The organism is Acinetobacter higginsii (assembly GCF_000369525.1).
GTDB classification, from domain to species: domain Bacteria; phylum Pseudomonadota; class Gammaproteobacteria; order Pseudomonadales; family Moraxellaceae; genus Acinetobacter; species Acinetobacter higginsii.
In genome coordinates this window covers 2240879-2259395 of sequence record NZ_KB850072.1, presented here as the reverse complement: position 1 = coordinate 2259395, position 18517 = coordinate 2240879, and the positions used below count along the sequence as shown (strand labels likewise).

23 protein-coding genes and 3 pseudogenes are annotated in these 18517 nt (G+C 37.2%); 23 read left to right on the top strand and 3 right to left on the bottom strand.

Annotated elements, in window-relative coordinates:
* Nucleotides 1–31: 31 nt before the first annotated feature.
* The 22 genes and pseudogenes from F902_RS16775 to F902_RS16680 form a co-directional block, all read left to right on the top strand.
* Nucleotides 32–1156, top strand: a pseudogene (locus tag F902_RS16775) (RHS repeat-associated core domain-containing protein); the annotation flags it as partial.
* Complete coding sequence (locus tag F902_RS16770; protein WP_005205275.1) at nucleotides 1146–1577, top strand: hypothetical protein; 432 nt, start codon at nucleotides 1146–1148, stop codon at nucleotides 1575–1577. The pseudogene F902_RS16775 and the gene F902_RS16770, both read left to right, overlap by 11 nt.
* A gap of 51 nt (nucleotides 1578–1628) precedes the next feature.
* Nucleotides 1629–2141, top strand: a complete 513-nt coding sequence (locus tag F902_RS22200; RefSeq protein ID WP_005205273.1) for an RHS repeat-associated core domain-containing protein — start codon at nucleotides 1629–1631, stop codon at nucleotides 2139–2141.
* Nucleotides 2141–2410: a DUF7660 family protein gene (locus tag F902_RS16760; protein ID WP_005205271.1), complete on the top strand. Its 270-nt coding sequence runs from the start codon at nucleotides 2141–2143 to the stop codon at nucleotides 2408–2410. Before F902_RS22200 ends, F902_RS16760 begins: the two co-directional genes overlap by 1 nt.
* A gap of 177 nt (nucleotides 2411–2587) precedes the next feature.
* A pseudogene (locus F902_RS23130) lies at nucleotides 2588–2903 on the top strand (RHS repeat-associated core domain-containing protein); the annotation flags it as partial.
* A 302-nt stretch (nucleotides 2904–3205) separates the two neighbouring features.
* Entirely contained in the window at nucleotides 3206–3544 is a 339-nt protein-coding gene (locus tag F902_RS16750; RefSeq protein WP_005205268.1) for a hypothetical protein, read from the top strand.
* 265 nt (nucleotides 3545–3809) lie between these two features.
* Nucleotides 3810–4205: pseudogene (locus F902_RS22500) on the top strand (RHS repeat-associated core domain-containing protein); the annotation flags it as partial.
* Nucleotides 4205–4570 carry a hypothetical protein gene (locus F902_RS16740; RefSeq protein ID WP_005205263.1) on the top strand — a complete coding sequence of 122 codons (366 nt, stop codon included), beginning with the start codon at nucleotides 4205–4207 and terminating at the stop codon, nucleotides 4568–4570. The pseudogene F902_RS22500 and the gene F902_RS16740, both read left to right, overlap by 1 nt.
* Nucleotides 4571–4582: 12 nt before the next feature.
* A complete protein-coding gene (locus tag F902_RS23005) occupies nucleotides 4583–4714 on the top strand; it encodes a hypothetical protein (protein ID WP_005205261.1) in 132 nt (43 codons plus the stop codon).
* 26 nt (nucleotides 4715–4740) lie between these two features.
* Nucleotides 4741–4911, top strand: a complete 171-nt coding sequence (locus tag F902_RS22735) for a hypothetical protein (protein WP_005205260.1) — start codon at nucleotides 4741–4743, stop codon at nucleotides 4909–4911.
* Nucleotides 4912–4923: 12 nt separating this feature from the next.
* On the top strand, nucleotides 4924–5094 hold the full coding sequence (locus tag F902_RS22920) for a hypothetical protein (RefSeq protein WP_228129746.1): 171 nt from the start codon (nucleotides 4924–4926) through the stop codon (nucleotides 5092–5094).
* A gap of 31 nt (nucleotides 5095–5125) precedes the next feature.
* A complete protein-coding gene (locus tag F902_RS22915) occupies nucleotides 5126–5299 on the top strand; it encodes a hypothetical protein (protein WP_228129745.1) in 174 nt (57 codons plus the stop codon).
* 499 nt (nucleotides 5300–5798) lie between these two features.
* On the top strand, nucleotides 5799–6236 hold the full coding sequence (locus tag F902_RS16725; protein WP_017402145.1) for an SMI1/KNR4 family protein: 438 nt from the start codon (nucleotides 5799–5801) through the stop codon (nucleotides 6234–6236).
* Between the two features lie 84 nt (nucleotides 6237–6320).
* On the top strand, nucleotides 6321–6686 hold the full coding sequence (locus tag F902_RS16720; RefSeq protein WP_228129744.1) for a hypothetical protein: 366 nt from the start codon (nucleotides 6321–6323) through the stop codon (nucleotides 6684–6686).
* Nucleotides 6687–6997: 311 nt separating this feature from the next.
* Nucleotides 6998–7618 (top strand): suppressor of fused domain protein, encoded by a 621-nt coding sequence (locus tag F902_RS16715; RefSeq protein ID WP_005205252.1) that lies wholly within the window; start codon nucleotides 6998–7000, stop codon nucleotides 7616–7618.
* Nucleotides 7619–7683: 65 nt separating this feature from the next.
* Nucleotides 7684–8157, top strand: a complete 474-nt coding sequence (locus F902_RS16710) for a DUF4265 domain-containing protein (protein WP_005205250.1) — start codon at nucleotides 7684–7686, stop codon at nucleotides 8155–8157.
* Nucleotides 8158–8316: 159 nt separating this feature from the next.
* Entirely contained in the window at nucleotides 8317–8952 is a 636-nt protein-coding gene (locus F902_RS16705; RefSeq protein ID WP_005205249.1) for a hypothetical protein, read from the top strand.
* An 85-nt stretch (nucleotides 8953–9037) separates the two neighbouring features.
* Nucleotides 9038–9640 (top strand): hypothetical protein, encoded by a 603-nt coding sequence (locus tag F902_RS16700; RefSeq protein ID WP_005205246.1) that lies wholly within the window; start codon nucleotides 9038–9040, stop codon nucleotides 9638–9640.
* A 51-nt stretch (nucleotides 9641–9691) separates the two neighbouring features.
* Nucleotides 9692–9982 (top strand): MafI2 family immunity protein, encoded by a 291-nt coding sequence (locus tag F902_RS16695; protein ID WP_005205245.1) that lies wholly within the window; start codon nucleotides 9692–9694, stop codon nucleotides 9980–9982.
* 22 nt (nucleotides 9983–10004) lie between these two features.
* Nucleotides 10005–10316 (top strand): hypothetical protein, encoded by a 312-nt coding sequence (locus tag F902_RS16690; RefSeq protein WP_005205242.1) that lies wholly within the window; start codon nucleotides 10005–10007, stop codon nucleotides 10314–10316.
* Nucleotides 10306–10587 carry a hypothetical protein gene (locus F902_RS16685; RefSeq protein ID WP_005205241.1) on the top strand — a complete coding sequence of 94 codons (282 nt, stop codon included), beginning with the start codon at nucleotides 10306–10308 and terminating at the stop codon, nucleotides 10585–10587. Before F902_RS16690 ends, F902_RS16685 begins: the two co-directional genes overlap by 11 nt.
* Nucleotides 10588–10631: 44 nt before the next feature.
* Nucleotides 10632–11141 carry an SMI1/KNR4 family protein gene (locus F902_RS16680; RefSeq protein WP_005205239.1) on the top strand — a complete coding sequence of 170 codons (510 nt, stop codon included), beginning with the start codon at nucleotides 10632–10634 and terminating at the stop codon, nucleotides 11139–11141.
* 109 nt (nucleotides 11142–11250) lie between these two features.
* Here the strand turns inward: F902_RS16680 and F902_RS16675 are convergent, their stop codons facing one another.
* The 3 genes from F902_RS16675 to F902_RS16665 are packed head-to-tail and all read right to left on the bottom strand — an operon-like array spanning nucleotide 11251 to nucleotide 17142.
* Nucleotides 11251–12723 (bottom strand): efflux transporter outer membrane subunit, encoded by a 1473-nt coding sequence (locus F902_RS16675; RefSeq protein ID WP_005205235.1) that lies wholly within the window; start codon nucleotides 12721–12723, stop codon nucleotides 11251–11253.
* 10 nt (nucleotides 12724–12733) lie between these two features.
* Nucleotides 12734–15913, bottom strand: coding sequence for a multidrug efflux RND transporter permease subunit AdeG (adeG, locus tag F902_RS16670; RefSeq protein ID WP_005205233.1), 3180 nt, complete (start codon nucleotides 15911–15913; stop codon nucleotides 12734–12736).
* A gap of 5 nt (nucleotides 15914–15918) precedes the next feature.
* Entirely contained in the window at nucleotides 15919–17142 is a 1224-nt protein-coding gene (locus tag F902_RS16665; protein ID WP_005205230.1) for an efflux RND transporter periplasmic adaptor subunit, read from the bottom strand.
* A gap of 196 nt (nucleotides 17143–17338) precedes the next feature.
* On the opposite strand from F902_RS16665, the gene F902_RS16660 reads away from it, so the two are divergent.
* A complete protein-coding gene (locus F902_RS16660; protein ID WP_004654891.1) occupies nucleotides 17339–18370 on the top strand; it encodes a LysR family transcriptional regulator in 1032 nt (343 codons plus the stop codon).
* Nucleotides 18371–18517: the final 147 nt, after the last annotated feature.

Here is an 18517-nt window from a genome sequence, read left to right as displayed (position 1 = left end):
ATTTTATCTGTGAATAGAGTGTAAATTTGTTCAGTACGATGCTTATGGTCAATTGGTGCGCCAAAAGTCATCTAAAGGTGACTTGTACCTTGAGTGGGATGCTTGTGGGCGGTTAATCAAGAGTCGTAATACAGAATACACTGCGGAGTTTCGTTATGATGCTTTAGGGCGGCGTATTCAAAAACGTAGTAAACACCATCATACAGGTGAAGAGCAGAATGTGATTTATGGCTGGGATGGCAATACTTTGGCCTTTGAATCCAATGATCAGATCACCAAGCATTATGTGTATGAGAAGGATAGTTTTGTCCCTCTATTGCAAGCAATCTATCGTGAACCGATTGAGCTTGTACAAACACCTGATTGGACAGATCAGCCTTATCATATTGCCAAAGATCCTTTATGGCGTAAGACTGCACCAGCAAAATCTTTAGATAATATTTGTTTCTATCATTGTGATCATTTGGGTACACCTCAGGAGATGAGCGATGCCCAAGGTCAAATGGTCTGGAAAGCTGAATATAAGGCGTGGGGTGAACGTGTATCAGCAAAGTCAGCATCTAGCTTTTTTGAAAATTCAGAAATCGTCACCAATAATATCCGCTTCCAAGGGCAGTATTTTGATGAAGAAACAGGTTTACATTACAACCGTTATCGATATTATTCGCCTTATGTAGGACGTTTTATCTCTAAAGATCCAATTGGGTTGTTGGGTGGTAATAACGTTTATGCTTACGCGCCAAATCCTGTAAGTTGGATTGATCCCTTAGGTTTAAACCGTAAGAAAACGCCAGCACAATTAACAGCAGATAGAGCTAGATCTGAACTAGGTAAGACATCAGGTGCGGCAGCTGATTTACAAGTTGGAAGTATTAATATTAGTGGTATAAGTGGAAGAGTAGATAAAAATGTTCATCCACAATTAAAGAAAGCACTTAATAACGTTCCTGAAGAAGAACAGGCTCCATGGCATGGTAATTGTGCGGAGGTAGATGCAATTAATAAAGCATTAAAGAAGGGTATAAATGTTGAAGGTGCTACAATTGATGTTGTAAATATTAATAGTAATGATAAACGCCATGGTACACATAAACCAGCGTGTAGTAGTTGTAATAATGTTTTAAAGCAATTTGGAGTTAATAGTAGTGAAAAGTAATCAAGAAATAGCAAGCTTGATAGAAAAAATAGAAGATATGGAGTTGGAAAAAGCATATTTTGTATACATAAAGTTTTGCTATAAAATAATTCCTTTGTTGAATAGTGTACATTTAGATTATGTCGCTGAATCTATTGAAGACGCTAAACTATTTTGGTTTTATGGCGAAAGCTATGTTGCTGAGTCAGAAATAATTGATAGAAGGGTTAAGATACTAAAATGTATGAAAGAAAAAAATATTTCATATGATGTTAATGTTCAGCCAGAGTTAAAGTTTTCAATTTTGCCTTTATGGACTAAACCTCCGTCAAGTGAGATTGGTGATAGTTTAGATTGGGCTTTTACACTGCTTAAAGTAATAGGAATATCTGATGAAACTATTAAGACTAAATTATCTGAGGCATTATGTGATATATTTTAGAAAAATAATAAGTTTTTAAGAATTTAGAAAAAGACTGAGCGGTGCTCAGTCATGATCAAAATAAATTGTTTAATTCATTCCAGCTACTCTATACCTCATTTAGGGCGTTTCATTTCTAAAGATCCGATTGGGTTGTTGGGTGGGTTTAATGTCTATGCTTATGGACTAAATACAACAGGATGGACTGATCCACTTGGATTGAGTAGTAACTGTCCATTGAATTGTCCTTCTGGAACTATAGATCCTTCAAGCGTTCATTTTATGCAAAGTAGTGCTAAGAATCAGACAGGTGATTATACTGTTTTAGGAAATGCTGAATCCCTTAAGAATGGAACGTTAGATGCAAATGTATTGAGAGCTAAAGTATGGAAAGATAATTCAGGTAAAATTTGGACATTAGATCATAGGCGCCTTGCTGCTTTTAAATTGGCGAAGAAATGTATGCCAATTACTTGGGCTTCTGCTCAAGAAGTAGACCAGCAAATGTGGAAAATGTCTACTAAAAACGGTGGGACTTCAATGAAATTAAAATTAGGTAATGGTCAATCTACGGTGGTGAAATAATGAACAAGCTGAATGAAACAGTTGAAAAAATCAATACTAAAGAGGATTTTTTAGAATTTACACAAATATTAATAGAGGACTTTTCATTAAATAAATGGGAGAATAATAATTTAGCAGATTATCTTGAAGGTATTAATAGTTGGGTGGATGATATGGATGGGTATTTTGAGAATATGAAAGATTTTGATGCATTAGAAAAAATTAAAAAAAATCAACTTGATTGGAAAATTTTAGCTAAAATTTTATTAGCAGCAACTATGTATGAATAATTAAACTATCATAGATAAGTATTTGGAGTTATCTTTATTTTAATTGTGGATAACTTTAAGTTCTTATTTGTATTAATATTTTTGTATTATGATTTAATTTTTGAAACAGACAATCAAAAACATAGAGTTATTTGGAATAGTGAATTATCTTTCAGGGGAGGAGTATAAACCTGAAAAGCCAAGTCTAATTTATTTAAAACTCAGAAATTATTTCAAATAATATTCGTTTCCAAGGTGCATGTGCAAAGACAGAGCATTGCTCTGTCGGAAGCGCAAGGATCAAGAAACAGGTTTACATTACAACCGTTATCGATATTATTCGCCTTATGTAGGACGTTTTATCTCTAAAGATCCGATTGGGTTGTTGGGTGGTAATAATATATATCAATATGCTCCTAACCCCATAATTTGGGTCGACCCATTAGGTTTAACAAATAATAATTGTGCGCCTACAGAGCAACAATATCTGTATCGAGGAGTTCATGCGGAACATCCAGAGTTGGAGAATGCTAAAAAAGGTATTGTTAACCCTGGAAAATTAGATGGAACAGCTAGTGCAGATGCACATAATGCTGGTGGTGTACAATCAAATAGCCCATATACTTCTTGGTCAAGATCTAAGGAAGTAGCCGAAGATTTTGGTAAGAGTAAAGGTGAAGGTGGGGTCTTACTTAGAGTACCAGTTGGGGCTCCGAAAGAAAATGACAAATGGAAATGAGAATACTCACCAGATATTTGGGGAGAACAAGAGGTTTTAATGAAAGGAACTCGAAAAGGTGTTGAGGTGTTTAATTTATGAGTTTAAAAAATGAGATTTATGAATATATTGAAAGCAATAGAATTTTAATGAAAAATATTCCTGAATTTTCGCAAATTAATTTAAATGAAGTCCATTCTTTTGAATATTATGATTTGTTGGATTGTGAATATTTGGAGAATATTTTAATAATGAGGAAGAAGAATTTTGATGAGAAAGAAATTGAATATTTTCATTTGAAAGAGTGTATAAATGATCTCAAGAAGCGGGAGGGTGTAAAAGTAAAATGGATACCAATAAAGTTTAATGAAGCTTATGTGGTATTTGTTTTTAATCAAAAAAAAGAGATTTTAACTTTTTTTGGATTTAAGCCATAAGTTTAAACGAATGTAGATAATTTGTTATTGTAATCAAGGTTGGTCAAATATATTGAGATGTTGATTTAGATAATATTATCCTAAAAAGTATACTTTTCGGGAGGGCAGGACGAGAGCTATACTCGAAGTAGCAAAGTACAAAAGGAGTAATCTAAATATTTTTAAAATAGTGAACTCATTACAAAATATTTTCTTGTAAAGGTAATATTATGATGAGGAAACTGGTCTCCACTACAACCGTTATCGATATTATTCGCCTTATGTAGGACGTTTTATCTCTAAAGATCCGATTGGGTTGTTGGGCGGATTTAATGGTTATGCCTATGCACCTAATCCAATAGGTTGGATTGATCCTTACGGTATAAATAATAATCCTCTTGTAGGAATAGATTTATCAAATAAAAGTAGGAGTGAAATAGAAAATATTTTAAGTAATTCTAGTGAGGTAAGTTATAAAGGTGGTTCTCCTGATAAAAAATTCATGCAATGGAAATGGAATGATAACGGTGAAACAGCAGTAAGACTAGATCCACCAGATAAAGTTACATTATATGATCATGCCCATTTATATGATAAAAATGGAAATCCATTAGATAAAGATGGAAATATAGTTCCTCGTGAATCCCCTGATGCACATATTCCTATTGGAGGTTGTAAGTAATGAAGCTGGAACAAATTGAAACTGCAGATATGGATATAAAAAGTATAAAGATTTATGGTGATAAGTTTTATATTTTATTTTCAGCAGTTTATGATATATGTTTAAAACAATATGTGGAAAATGTAGAGTTGGTTTTTTTTAATTGGACTTCATTCAATGTTGAAATGTATGATAGTAGTATTGAAGAATACAAACAACTTGATTTACTTGAAATGAATAAAGGTAAAGATTTATTTACTTTAATTCAGGTTGTAAATATCTCTGATGATAAGGTTGAGTTAGAGGGCTTTAATGACGATGGTGCGTGGAATAAGGTTGTCTTTTTCAATACTTCTTATAGTTTGAATGTTATTGATATTGCTTGATTAGAAGTAAATATGAGTGTATTAAATTTTAAAAATAAAATAGTTTGGCTATTAGAAAATAATGGTAGTGATGAGGATGTTGATAATGTATTAAATGACTACATTAATGAAGGGGGACGTGAAATGAAGTTTATAAATCTTTAAATTAAATTTTTTTGATGGAAGAAAGTATGATTCAAAAAAATATAAAATTACAAGATCAATTCGATTATTTGGGTGAGTTACAAACAACAATCACAGGATATTGTTCACCTAATTCTATTGTAAAATTTAAAAATGAACCTACCACTAATATGGAGGATTTTTTAAGTTGTGTTCGAGGTGAAAAATGGAAGGTTTAAAATGGTATGTGAATGATAAATAATAACATTTTTTTAAAAAAACTTTATCCTTCTGGTATTGTTTTTCCTGTAAGAATAGGTCGCTTTAGTGTTGATCTATCTGGGTATTGTGATATCGATTTTCATGTTAGTGAACGACCAGGTATAGATATTAAAAAATATGGTTTATGGGGGGGGTTATAATACTGTTATTATAAAGCTTAAAGGACGATTGGTGGGGAGTATATATATTGAAAATTGGATTAAAAATAGTTTTGGTGAGTTGGTTTTTGAAGATAAAGGGAAGTATTTTGTTTTAAAAGTGCATAAAGATGATTTTGTTTTTTCTATTGAAATAGAAGGTTTGATATTTCAAGAATTGTCTGTTTATTTTGATGGTGTTGAATGATTTAATTAATTTGAGTTGGGGTGTATAAAAATTCCATTAAATAAGTTGGTGTTTTAGGGGGTGAGGTGAAGTTTAATATCCTTGATAAGTTAAATAGGCTTATGGGAGATTCTTTAAGTACAGCTTCTTTATTTGAGGAACTAGGTGAGATTTCAGATCTGTTTTCTCCTTATTTGAATGAGAAAATATTTGAAAATGATGTTTTAATCAAATTATGGGATGTTTTAGTATATATATATATATTAATAATCCACTGAAGGAAAATAGATCGGATGCTCTATCTGTTATTTATGATGTTTATATTTATGCTGTGAATATAGGTTTTTCTATAGATAAGAAAGAACTGATTAAACATTATCTGGAGTTGAGTGGTAACGATAAATTAGATCAAGAATCTAAAGAAATTTTAGAAGAAATTTTATTTGATATTTAATAATTTTAAAAGTTTGCTTAATTGAGGTTTAGTGATAAATAGCCTGTAATCGAAGAGGGGGCTGTGGTGGACGCCTATTTATTGGATAGATTATCAAAGTTCTATAAAGATAACCAAGAAATGAAAGGGGTTCCATTAACTTTGGATGATATTAATAATGTGGAAAATATCTTAAAAATAAAGCTTCCAGAGGACTATAAGCTATTTGTTAGTACATATGGTGGTTCATACGCAGGTTTAGCTATATATGGTTTGAAAAATGCTGAGATGATGGGGGATGAAACTGTTATTGAATTAACTAATAGAGCAAGAAAACTTTTAGATGATTTGAAAGTTGATAACTATATTTTAAAATCAGTAGTAGTTTCGGATGATGGTGCAGGTAACCCTATTTTTATAAATGTAAATGGAGAAGTATATATTTATTATGTAGATAATGGTGAGTATAATAAGTTGGGGGATTCTTTGGGTGATGTAATAGAAGAAAATTTCCATGAGTGGTAACTATTGAAGAGAAACTATATATGTGTAAGATTATGGGATGCAGGTTGTGTTAAATATTGAAAAATGAGTATAAATGAGAAAAAATTGTTAGATGTATATCAGTTGATAAATCAGTTCTTAGATTATTTAAATCAAAAGGATCAGCATCAACTTGAAGAAAAGTTTGAGTTGTCATCAGCAATGTATGAAGAAATTATTGAGGAATTAGAACGGAACTTTGATAATAATTCGTATGTTTTATCGTTGATACCCTTTAGCGAAATAGAAAGTGTAAAAGTAAAATCTCCTAATAGACCTATTTTTGAAATAGAGGATACCGATGAGGATGGCGAGTTTATTGTTGAGTGTAATATATACAACAAATCAAAAATAACTGATTTAATTTTGCAAGGTTATCTTGAATACGAGGATGGAATATTGAAATTTACATTGCCATTATTTAGGTCTTGATCTTAAAAAGCAAAAACTCAGAATAAGTTACTGGGTTTTTGTTTAATACAACATAGATATCGTTTATGATCTTGTAGAGTAAATTACCCTTAAATATTACAATGAAGTATCGGGTAGTGAGATATTTATACTTGTCAAAGAAATTATAGGCTATAACACTGATCAAAAAGTAGAAATTAACTGTATAACTTAATGACAACGGAAATTAATTTTTAGAGTGCCAGAGATCAGAAGGCGGTCAATTAAGTCATACTCAAACATATCGAGCAGACATTGGTTTAAACTATGAGGTAAAAGCCAAGAGGGAAAAAATGAAGTTTGATAGCAAAGAAAGCTTGATATTAGATATATATCGTTCCCAAATTTTATCTTTGTATATTAAAGAGTGGGGGCAGCCAGAGAATAGATGGATTTTTAAAAAAGAAAATGATATTCCATTAGAAATATATTTTTTCCCTAGGAAAGATAATGATTCTATATCTCGTATAGCAACAATTGGTATAGGGCTTATTAGTCAATTCAAGAAGCAAAAATTTAATTTTGAGTATCTTTTTGCCTTACCATATGGTTTTGTAGAGAAAAATGAAGAGATGATTGTGAAATACTTATTAGATATAGCGCTGCATCTTTCTAAGTCAGAGGCAGAAAGTGATATTAGAGTTATTTCAGAGATTAATGTTGCACCGAATTGTTTTTTGCAAAAATCAATTCTTGTTGATGAGGCAAGAGGAGAAGCAGAAGAACTTGCTGATATCTTTATAGCAGAAAAATTTAATAACGTTGCTTTGCGATGGGTAATCCCAGTCTATAAGGATGAAGCAGATTTTATATTGAAAAATGGAATAGAGGAATTTGATTGTTTAGAATCGAGTAGTAATCTTAGTCTAGTTGATATTAATAGAAATTCATTTTTAGATACTCTTATATATTGAAAATTACTGAAATATTTTATTATTTTAATTGTGTGGTTGAAGGTGTTTGATAAGTGAGGGATAGCTTGAAATTATTAAATGTTTATGCAGGAAAAACTAGCTCTGGTAATACTAAAGCAGAGGAAGTTCTTGTAGAAGATATAGATGTAAACACTTATAAGCTACTATCTGCCCCAGGCTTAGCTCTAAATTTAGCAAAAGGTGATATTTTTAAATTTTTTAATAGCGAAGAACCCGTAAAGGTTATACATCGAGGTGGGAATTTTAATATACATATTTATGAGGCGAATTTAACTCTTGAGGATTATGAAGATTTTAAGAATGAACTTTTAGACTATTTAGAAGGAACTATAGATGGTTTGAGTGGGAATAATATGGCTATTACTGTTTCCTCAACTCAAGGTATCCAAAGAGTAAATAGTTTTTTTGTAAAATTCAGTGAAATATCAGGTAATAACTGGGCTTTTACTAATATTTATAAAAATTATGAAGATTTTGATGATGAAACATTACTGGATTTGTGGGATAAAAAGTGTTAGTTATAAATTTTTAATCAGTGAATTTTTTGAATAATTAGCTTTTTGTAGTTTAATGGTAAGTGATGAGGAGCTGTAACTTAAATTTGATAAACTGGCTTGGAGTATTTTTAGAAAATAAATAACTTTATAGTGTTGGATTAATTTTTGAGATGAATGTGAATGCTAAAATTTTATTTTGATACTGTTCCAGATTTTATCGATATACCCGATAATTTTAGAAGTAACTCTGGAGTTATTATTATTGGTGAGAAGGATGATTTGTTTAATTTTTTTGATTTAGAAATTAATGAATATTTTTTGAAAGAAAATTTTTTAGTTAATTATTCTGTAAAAATTAGTGATTTTGATTTTTTGGAAAAAATTTTGGATTTTAAAGGTGCTTTTGGTCAAAATAAATATTTGAATTACAATAAAAGTAAATTTTACAGTGAAAAGTTTTATATTGATAAGAGTCTTTATTATTATGATGTTTCAAAGTATGAAGATTTTTTTGATGAAAACCTAAATTTATTCAGAAGTGGTTTTTCTGGTTTTTGTTTTTTTTCAGATAAAATGGTTGGTGATAAGGTTAAATATGTTTTTCCTTTGGATTTTGTAAATAATTATTACGGAAATATATATCTTAATTTCCCTGAGAATTTCTTGGATAATTGTAACCTAGTTAAAAGGGTTGATGGTTTTCTAATTAAAAAGGAATATTTGAATGGAACAGGAAAGATGCTAGGGATTGATTTTTATGCAAAGTATTTGATGGTCGATCGAAATGAGGTGATGGTGGTTAAAAGTTTAAGTTGATTTTTATACAATTTTTTATAAATACGGCTATTTAATTGTTGGTTAATTAAAAAATAAATTCTTTTTTATTTTAAGGAGGATTGTAGTGGAGGTCGGCGAGAAGGGAATTCTGCACTTAATTGATAAAAATATATGTGAATACAGTGAGCTTCAATATGCAATTTTAAATGGTGATGATAATATTCTTTCTGAAGGTTATTCTATATTTTCGCATAGAATAGGAAAGTATTATGAAAATTCTAAAATATTAGCGAATAGATTAACTTGTGATAATTATCTTTCTCTTTTAAATGATAAAAGTAAAGACGTAAGGTGTTCTGTTTTGACTCTTATTAGGGATAGTTTTACATTGTATGATTCTAATGTAAGTTTGATGGAGTGTATTTTAAATATTTCTGTTGATGGTAGTGATGAGGAAAGAGTGATAGTTAATACGATACTAACTAAAGAAGTAGTGAATTTTTATAAAAAAGAAGTTGATCGTATTTTGGTTGGTTTTGTTGAAAACTCTGGAGGTAAATGTTTTCTTGACTACTATACATTTAATTATTTGTATGAGTTGTTGGTTAGATTTGAGAGGAAGGATTTAATAGAAAGACTGCTCATGATAGGGAAGGATAGTAATATAAGTAGTATCAAAGAAGCATGCGAAGAAATAATTGAGAATTTAATAATAAAAAATATATGAAAATGATGTTTTTTGATTTTAAAGGTTTTTATTTATGATTGATTTTTTGAAATGAATGCTAATAACCTAAAGTTGATCGTGTTTACAAGCTTTCTAGGTGCTATTGCAAATAATGTAAGAGCAGTAGCATTCGACTTTAATAATGAAACTATATTTATTTATGGCTATTTAGATGTAGAACCCAAAGATGAAGATTATGAAATAATTGATATTGCTGTTACAGAAATAATGGCAGCTTATCCACAGTTTTTAAAACAAAAAATTTCTTTAGAAAAGTCAGAAACGCCAATAGGCAAGTTGCTTTCATATAAAGGTTGGGTTTTTTGCCGATATGAAGAGTAGAACTTTCTTTAAAGGAGGTATTATGTTGAAAGTTAATAAAACCTTAACTTATTCAGGTGATGAAATGGTAGAGGTCTTAAAAGAGATAGAGTATATACTAATTTCACTGCATAAGATGGGGTCCCATTATGCTGAAACCTTACCTGACTCTTATGTTGAGTATGCAAATGAAACTACTAAATTTATAGATGATAATAATATTTGTGAAAGACTATCAGGTATTAGAAAAATTTTGTCTAGCAAATTTGATACTAGTTTAGGAGAAGATGATATGGATGATTTAGAAAGAGCTTGTGAAGATATAGAGTATTGGATTCCGAAGAATGAACTTTAAGATCAAAAAATATATAGAAAGTTATTTGAAAAGTTTGAACGAATACGAAAATATAACGCTTTTTTTTATTTTTTTAATAGAAGTAAAAGATGATAATTTTTTAGATAAAAATGGTTTGTACAATATTCTTTTAGGATTGTCTAAAGAGATAGAGCAAGAATCCATTTTTTATGCAATATTAACAGATACGATGGACTATTTTGTTGGTTTTCATCCAGAATTGTTGGAGGGTAGTGATGAATACTGTTTTGTTAAAAGTTTAAACACTTAAAAAATTGGTAAGCTATGTTGAAAGGCGAAGCAAGGCTATTGACGATGAGTTTAGGTCAAGCGATTGAAGAAAATTTGGAAAAAAGAAATCAAATCATAAAAAGAATGAATCATGTCTTAACGCTCGATAAAGACTATATTGAGTTTTTGGAGAAGTTTAAAAACAATGAAATTATTCCCGATATTATCATTTGGGGATATGAAGAATCTTTAAAAGAGAATCACCATCTCCAAGAAAAATATCCAAAAATTGCCCAACAGCTGTGGGGGATAGGTTGCACTGGTCAAGGTGACAAGTGGTTCTTAGATAAAGAAGAAAGTCCAACAGTATTGTTTTATGATCACAATCAAGGGGAGTATCAGAGTATTGATCAATTTTTAAGTTTGAATATCAACTTTAAAGATTTTTTGACAATGGCGTTTCACTATCAAGCACTTGAACAAGAACTAGATAAAAATGAAAGTTTAAGCAAAGACGAACAAGAAAAATTTAAGCAAACAATGAGTACGATATCTAAAGATTTATATGCTTTGTATCCATTCAAATATTTCTAACAAATCATTTTCTTGAGTAGATGCGGATTGAGGAAGGTTGAGATAAAATTTAACTTGCCCAATATAACCGAGAAAATCTACATCCATGTATATTTTCCCAATTTAAACTTTATTGCCTTACCAGCTCCACTTGCCCAGTATGCCAACCACCACCTAAAGCCCGAATAAGATCTACACTAGCAATCATTCGACTGCCATGAAGCTGTGCAGCCAATTGCTCTTGCTGCAAAATGCTCCGATCCGAATCAATCACATCCAGATAACTAATGCTGCCTTCACGATAACACAAATGTGAAAGCTGATTGGCATGTCGGGATGACGCAAGTGCTTGCCCCTGTGCCTGTATTTGCTGATCCAGAATACGCTGATCAGACAAACCATTTTCAACTTCACGGAACGCATTCAGCACGGTCTGCCGATAATTAGCCACACTCTGCTCATAGCCTGCACGTGCCTGAGCAACGCCTGCCTTACGTTGCCCACCATCAAATAACGGTAAAGACAAAATTGTGCCCGCAACAGGGCCGAGTAAAAAAGTTCGACTCGACCATTTACCCAAATCGCCTAAACTTGCTGATTCATAACCTAGCGCACCAGTGAGATCCAGTTTTGGGAAAAAGGCAGCACGGGCAATACCGATGCGTGCATTATCAGCGGCCATAGCCCGTTCAGCAGCAGCGATATCGGGACGACGTTCAAGCAAGCTCGAAGGCAAACCCGCAGGCAGGCGAATCGCAGTAGCAGACAAGGGTTGAATGGCTAAGCTAAATTCAGCAGGCGCTTTCCCGAGTAATACTGCCAATGCATGTTCGGTATTGGCTCGATTCCGTGTAATGCTGAGTGCAGTGCTTTGGGCGGTCGAGAGTTCAGTTTGCGCACGTGAAACATCCAGATCACTGACGAGGCCATTGCGATAACGTGCTTGAATCAAATTTTGATTCTCAGTCAGTAATTTGATGTTTTGCGCATAGATGGCTTGTTCAGCATCGAATTGGCGAATCAGAAAGTAAGCCTGTGCCACGTCAGCTTGTAAGGCTAGCAGTGCAGAATGATACAACGCTTCCTGTTGCTGCACATCTGCGGTTGCTGCATTGACACTGCTAGCAATCCGTCCAAATAGGTCCAGTTCATAAGAGGCATTGGCTTGTGCCCGCCATAAGGTACGTGCAGATGTGGATGCATCCGAATCAAGTCCTAAAGAAGCGGGTGAGGGCTTTTGACGGGTTGGCCCAAAACCTGCACCAATACTGGGTAAACGTTCAGCTTGTGTAGCAGACCTTAAAGCTCTTGAGGCCTGAATATTGGCTGCTGCCGCCTTTAGATTTTGGTTACCAGCAATGGCCTGCTGTTCCAGATCATTCAGTTGCGGATCATTAAAAATACGCCACCATTCACCGCGAGACTGCGCATCGGCAGGTTGCGCAATGGTCCAATTGGGATCGTTCAACTTAGCATCGGCTTCCTTAAATTGCAGTGGAATAACCAGCTTGGCAGGCTGATATTCAGGTGCCAATGAGCAGCCTGCAAGCAGCAGGCTTCCCATCAGTGAGGAGAGTATCCAGTGGGGTTTGAATCCTGTCATGTCCTGCTCCTTAGTGATCGTGTGAACTGTGCAGTGGTGCTTCATGTACCGCTGCTGAATGCAGTTTATGTTTGCTGTTCAGGGTACGAATCAATACATAGAAGGCAGGCGTCAGGAACAAACCAAAGAAGGTTACTCCGATCATACCAAAGAACACCGCAACGCCCATGGCATGGCGCATTTCAGCACCAGCACCTGTAGATGTGACCAGTGGAACCACACCCATAATGAAGGCGATTGAAGTCATCAAGATCGGACGCAAACGTAAACGGCTGGCTTCAACCGCAGCATTGAATGCGGTCGCGCCTTGCATTTCCAGTTCTCGAGCAAATTCGACGATCAAGATGGCATTCTTACAGGCCAGCCCGACCAGTACCATCAAGCCGATTTGGGTAAAGATGTTGTTATCACCGCCTGTGAGCCAAACCCCGGTCAGTGCCGCCAAGATACCCATTGGCACAATCAGAATCACGGCTAATGGCAAGGTCAGGCTTTCATATTGCGCCGCCAAGACCAAGAACACCAACAGCACACTGATCGGGAACACCCACAATCCGGCATTACCTGCCAAGATCTTTTGATAGGTCAGATCGGTCCATTCAAATTTTACCCCACGTGGCAAGGTTTCAGCGGCAATGCGCTCAACCGCAGCTTCGGCTTGGCTGGATGAATAACCCGGTGCAGGACCACCATTAATATCGGCAGCGGTATAGCCGTTATAGCGCACCACCATTTCTGGGCCATAGGTTTGAGTCACATTGACCAGCGAAGACAGCGGCACCATTTGCCCTGCATTGTTACGGGTTTTAAGCTGTAAAATATCTTCAGGATTGGCACGGAACGGCGCATCGGCTTGGGCACGTACCTGATAGACACGACCAAAACGGTTAAAGTCATTCACGTATTGTGAACCGAGATAAATCTGCATGGTATTAAATACATCGGTCACAGCAACGCCTTGTTGTTTGGCTTTGACTCGATCCAGATCAACATTTAGTTGAGGTACATTGATTTGATAACTGGAGAACATTGGCCCCAATTCAGGTGCAGATTGTGCCGCTTTCATAAAGGATTGGGCTGCGTTATTTAACTCGGCATAGCCTAAAGCACCGCGATCTTCGAGCTGGAGTTTAAAGCCACCCATGGTGCCGAGACCCATCACCGGTGGTGGCGGGAATACTGCAATATAAGCATCTTGAATCGCGGCGTATTTCTGATTTAAAGCACCTGCAATGGCATTGGCAGAAAGATCGGCTGCTTTACGTTCAGCGAAAGGTTTTAAGGTGACAAATACAATCCCTGCGCTAGAGCTGTTGGTAAAGCCATTAATCGATAAGCCGGGGAAAGCCACTGCACTTTCTACGCCGGGTTGTTTCAGCGCGGCATCGCTCATTTTACGAATCACGGTTTCGGTTCGATCCAGTGAGGCACCATTCGGTAATTGGGCAAAGCTGATCAGGTATTGCTTATCTTGTGCAGGCACAAAACCACCCGGAACGATATAAGAAATCCCAATGGTCAGACCGAGTAGTACTGCATAGACACCCATCGCTGAGGTTTTATGCGAAATCACCCGACTAACGCCACGACCATATTGATCCGATGCGCGTGAGAATACGCGGTTAAACAGGGCAAAGAAGCGTCCGAAGACACGGTTCATCACGCGGGTCAGGAAGTCAGGTTTGGCATCATGACCTTTGAGTAACATGGCGGCCAAAGCTGGAGACAGGGTGAGTGAGTTGAATGCCGAAATCACGGTGGAGATGGCAATGGTCATGGCAAATTGTTTATAGAATTGGCCTGTTAAGCCGGTCATAAAAGCGAGAGGGACGAACACGGCAACCAGTGTCAATGCAATCGCGATAATCGGTCCACTGACTTCACGCATGGCACGGTAGGTGGCATCTCTTGGACTGAGTCCTGCTTCAATATTCCGCTCGACATTCTCCACCACCACGATGGCATCATCGACCACGATCCCGATGGCGAGCACCATCCCGAACAGGGATAGCGCATTGATGGAATAACCAAAGGCCAGCATTAAGGCGAAGGTACCAATGATTGAAACAGGCACTGCCAGTAGAGGAATAATCGAGGCACGCCATGTTTGTAAGAACAGGATCACCACCACAACCACCAGTGCAATCGCTTCAAGCAAGGTATGAATCACCGCTTTGATACTTGAGCGTACGAATTGGGTTGGGTCGTAAACGATATCGTATTTAATGGATGCTGGAAAATCTTTGGACAGTTCCGCCATGGTGCTACGCACTTGGTCCGAGACCTGTAAGGCATTGGCACCCGGTGCTTGGAAAATTGGAATCGCCACCGCCTGTTTATTGTCCAGTAATGAACGTAAGCCATATTGTGAAGCGGCCAGTTCAACACGGGCCACATCACCCAAGCGCGTTACTGCACCATCTGCTGCTGTTTTTAAAATAATATCGGCAAATTCCTGTTCGGTACTTAAACGGCCTTGTGCATTCACCGAGAGCTGTAAAGGTGAATTGTTTGGCGCTGCACCGATGGTTCCTGCGGCAACTTGAATATTTTGCTCACGGATGGCATTGACGATTTCAGTGGCCGTGAGATTACGTTGAGCCACTTTTTGTGGATCTAACCATACACGCATGGCGTAATCACCCGAACCAAACAGACCAACTTCACCTACACCCTGTAGGCGTGCCAGACGGTCTTTGACATTGAGTACGGCATAGTTACGCAAGTAGGTCATATCATAGCGATTATCCGGTGAGGTCAGATGCACCACCATGGTTAAGGTTGGTGAGCTTTTTAGCGTGGTCACACCGAGACGTTGTACATCTTCTGGCAAACGCGGCAGGGCTTGAGAAACTCGGTTCTGAACCAGTTGCTGGGCTTTATCGGGATCAATTCCGAGCTTGAAATTGACGGTAATGGTCAGGTTGCCATCGCTGTTGGCTTGAGACTGCATATACAGCATGTTCTCTACGCCGTTGATGGATTCTTCCAGTGGAGAAGCAACGGTTTCAGCAATGACTTTGGGGTTAGCACCCGGATATTGGGCACGCACCACGACAGAGGGTGGCACCACTTCTGGATATTCAGAAATGGGCAGTTGGAAAAGGGAGAGTAAGCCCGCCAGTAGAATCAGGACGGACAGCACCCCAGCAAAGATCGGACGATCAATAAAAAATTTAGAAATATTCATGAGGATTAACCTTTTGCCGAAGTTGGGGTTTTATCTGTAGGCTGAGGTTGTTGTGCTGTGTTATCGGTGATGATTTGAGGATTCGGCATAGGAACGAGTTGAGGTTTGACAGGATCACCCGGACGGATACGTTGTAAACCATTCACCACGATGCGGTCACCGACTTGCAGGCCGCTATTGATGATTTGTAGGCCGTCTTGTTGTGCGCCGAGTTTTACTTCACGGTATGCAGTTTGGTTTTTCGCATCGACTACCACGACAAAGCGTTTGTCCTGATCGACACCAATTGCCGTTGGGCTAATCAGAATCGCTGCGCGAGGTTGTCCACCGCCCAGACGAATGCGGGCATACAGTCCAGGGAGCATCACACCTTTGGGATTATCAAAGGTGGCACGAACCCGGATGGTGCCTGAGGTGGTATTTAAATTATTGTCGATCGAGCTGATATAACCTTCACGGCTAAAACCAGATTCATTGGCAAGACCTAAATAGACAGGAACTTGAGCCGAATTGCGTTGATTGCTGATGTATTTTAAATAAGTCTGTTCATCGACATCGAAAGAAGCATATAGACGTGACACCGAAACCAAACTGGTCAGCACCTGTGCGCCATTGCCTGCGGAGACCACGTTACCAACCGTGACTTCTGCACGGGAAATACGCCCACTGACAGGGGCAGTAATACGGGTATATTCCAGATTCAAACGGGCGGTTTCCACTGCGGCTTTAGCGGCTTGCAAGTTGGCATTGGCTGAGCGGGCTTCATTTTCCGCTTGATCGAGTTCTTGATGGGCAATCGCATTACTTTGGATTAAACTCTGGTTGCGGCCTAAGTTAGCTGAAGAGTAAGTCACTTGCGCTTCAGCCGAAGCCAGTTGTGCTTTGGCGCGATTCAGTTCTGCTTCAAAAGGCCGAGGGTCAATGGTAAACAGCAGGTCGCCTTTGTTAACTAAACTGCCATCTTTAAAATGCACGGCAATCAGTTTTCCTGAGACTTGAGGGCGAACATCAACCTGATCAATCGCTTCGAGACGTCCTGAATATTCTTGCCAGTCGGTAATGGTCTGACTGACCACACTGGCGACATCAACGGTTGCAGCAGGTGCTGCACTTGCTGTTGGAGTGGCTTTCGCATCTGCATTTTCTTGGAAGAGAATAAAACTGCCACCCGTTGCAAAAATAGCAAGAATGACGGCAGACAGCGTTAGCTGTTTGCGAGAAAGTGACATGGGATGCTCCTGGTTATTTGAATCCCTGTTTTCAGACTTTTTGTTGTGGTCTGTATGGGAGAAACAGGTTTATGGAATGAAAGGAGCATAAAAGTTTGTCAATTACGAATAAATATACTAAATTTGATAACACTATTCGTATTTTTATAATAATTGTTGTGTGAAACTGGAAAAATACAACAATGGGAGTGGGCCTGTGGATCTATTTCATGCAATGAGAGTCTTTAATAAAGTGGTTGAAACCAACAGCTTTAGTCTGGCTGCAGACAGTCTTGGGCTACCGCGTGCTTCGGTGACCACGACCATTCAGGGTTTAGAAAAACATTTACAGGTTCGTTTACTGAATCGTACCACGCGTAAACTAAGTTTAACGCCCGATGGTGCGGTGTATTATGACCGTAGCTTGAGAATTTTGGCGGATGTTGAAGATATCGAGGCCTCTTTTCATGACGAGGAACGAGGGCCACGAGGCCGTTTACGGATTGATGTGCCTGTGTCGATTGGTCGCTTGATTTTAATTCCAAGGTTAAGAGAGTTTCATCATCGTTATCCCGATATTGATTTGGTGATTGGCATGAATGATCGGCCTGTGGACTTGGTAGGCGAGGCGGTGGATTGTGCGATTCGGGTGGGAGAGCTACAAGACTCGAGCTTGATTGCTCGCCGTATTGGGACGTTTCAGTGTGCAACAGCAGCATCGGCATGCTATTTAGAAAAATATGGTGAACCGAAGACACTTGAAGATTTACAAAAAAATCATCAAGCCATTCATTTTTTCTCCAGTCGTACAGGACGTAATTTTGACTGGGATTTTGTGGTTGATGACCTGATTCAGAGTGTCAGTGTAAATGGACAGGTTTCTGTTAATGATGGCGATGCTTATATCGATTTGGCCTTGCAAGGCTTTGGCCTGATTCAAGGACCACGCTATATGTTGACCAATCATTTTGAAGCGGGAACTTTAAAGGAAGTGTTACCACAATGGACGCCTGCACCGATGCCAATTTCGGTGGTGTATTTGCAAAGTCGGCATCTATCCCACAAAGTTAGAGTCTTTGTCGACTGGGTGGCTGAACTGTTTGCAGGATGTCCATTATTAGGCGGTAGTGCTTTGCCGTTGGATCAGAAATGTGAGTTTGCCTGTGACCAAAAAACCAATCATGAATATACCATTCGGACTTTGGTGGAGCAGCATAATATTGCTGAGGCACGTGCTTTAAAGACTTAAAGTTCAGTGATGCAGTTACGAACTTAGTCATCACTGAATCTATAAAAATGCGTAAAAAGGAGATCAAAATGCGACGATCTTCTGCATGCGCTTTATCCGAAAAATGATAAAAGATAATCAAAAAAATAAAATATATGGTAAAAAAAA

What these genes read in the sequence shown, in the direction of transcription:
- F902_RS22200 (WP_005205273.1), top strand. Translation starts at nt 1,629, where the DNA reads ATGATCAAAATAAATTGTTTAATTCATTCCAGCTACTCTATACCTCAT.
- F902_RS16760 (WP_005205271.1), top strand. Translation starts at nt 2,141, where the DNA reads ATGAACAAGCTGAATGAAACAGTTGAAAAAATCAATACTAAAGAGGAT.
- F902_RS16750 (WP_005205268.1), top strand. Translation starts at nt 3,206, where the DNA reads ATGAGTTTAAAAAATGAGATTTATGAATATATTGAAAGCAATAGAATT.
- F902_RS16740 (WP_005205263.1), top strand. Translation starts at nt 4,205, where the DNA reads ATGAAGCTGGAACAAATTGAAACTGCAGATATGGATATAAAAAGTATA.
- F902_RS23005 (WP_005205261.1), top strand. Translation starts at nt 4,583, where the DNA reads ATGAGTGTATTAAATTTTAAAAATAAAATAGTTTGGCTATTAGAAAAT.
- F902_RS22735 (WP_005205260.1), top strand. Translation starts at nt 4,741, where the DNA reads ATGATTCAAAAAAATATAAAATTACAAGATCAATTCGATTATTTGGGT.
- F902_RS22920 (WP_228129746.1), top strand. Translation starts at nt 4,924, where the DNA reads ATGATAAATAATAACATTTTTTTAAAAAAACTTTATCCTTCTGGTATT.
- F902_RS16715 (WP_005205252.1), top strand. Translation starts at nt 6,998, where the DNA reads ATGAAGTTTGATAGCAAAGAAAGCTTGATATTAGATATATATCGTTCC.
- F902_RS16705 (WP_005205249.1), top strand. Translation starts at nt 8,317, where the DNA reads ATGCTAAAATTTTATTTTGATACTGTTCCAGATTTTATCGATATACCC.
- F902_RS16695 (WP_005205245.1), top strand. Translation starts at nt 9,692, where the DNA reads ATGAATGCTAATAACCTAAAGTTGATCGTGTTTACAAGCTTTCTAGGT.
- F902_RS16690 (WP_005205242.1), top strand. Translation starts at nt 10,005, where the DNA reads ATGTTGAAAGTTAATAAAACCTTAACTTATTCAGGTGATGAAATGGTA.
- F902_RS16685 (WP_005205241.1), top strand. Translation starts at nt 10,306, where the DNA reads ATGAACTTTAAGATCAAAAAATATATAGAAAGTTATTTGAAAAGTTTG.
- F902_RS16680 (WP_005205239.1), top strand. Translation starts at nt 10,632, where the DNA reads ATGAGTTTAGGTCAAGCGATTGAAGAAAATTTGGAAAAAAGAAATCAA.
- F902_RS16675 (WP_005205235.1), bottom strand. Translation starts at nt 12,723, where the DNA reads ATGACAGGATTCAAACCCCACTGGATACTCTCCTCACTGATGGGAAGC.
- adeG (WP_005205233.1), bottom strand. Translation starts at nt 15,913, where the DNA reads ATGAATATTTCTAAATTTTTTATTGATCGTCCGATCTTTGCTGGGGTG.
- F902_RS16665 (WP_005205230.1), bottom strand. Translation starts at nt 17,142, where the DNA reads ATGTCACTTTCTCGCAAACAGCTAACGCTGTCTGCCGTCATTCTTGCT.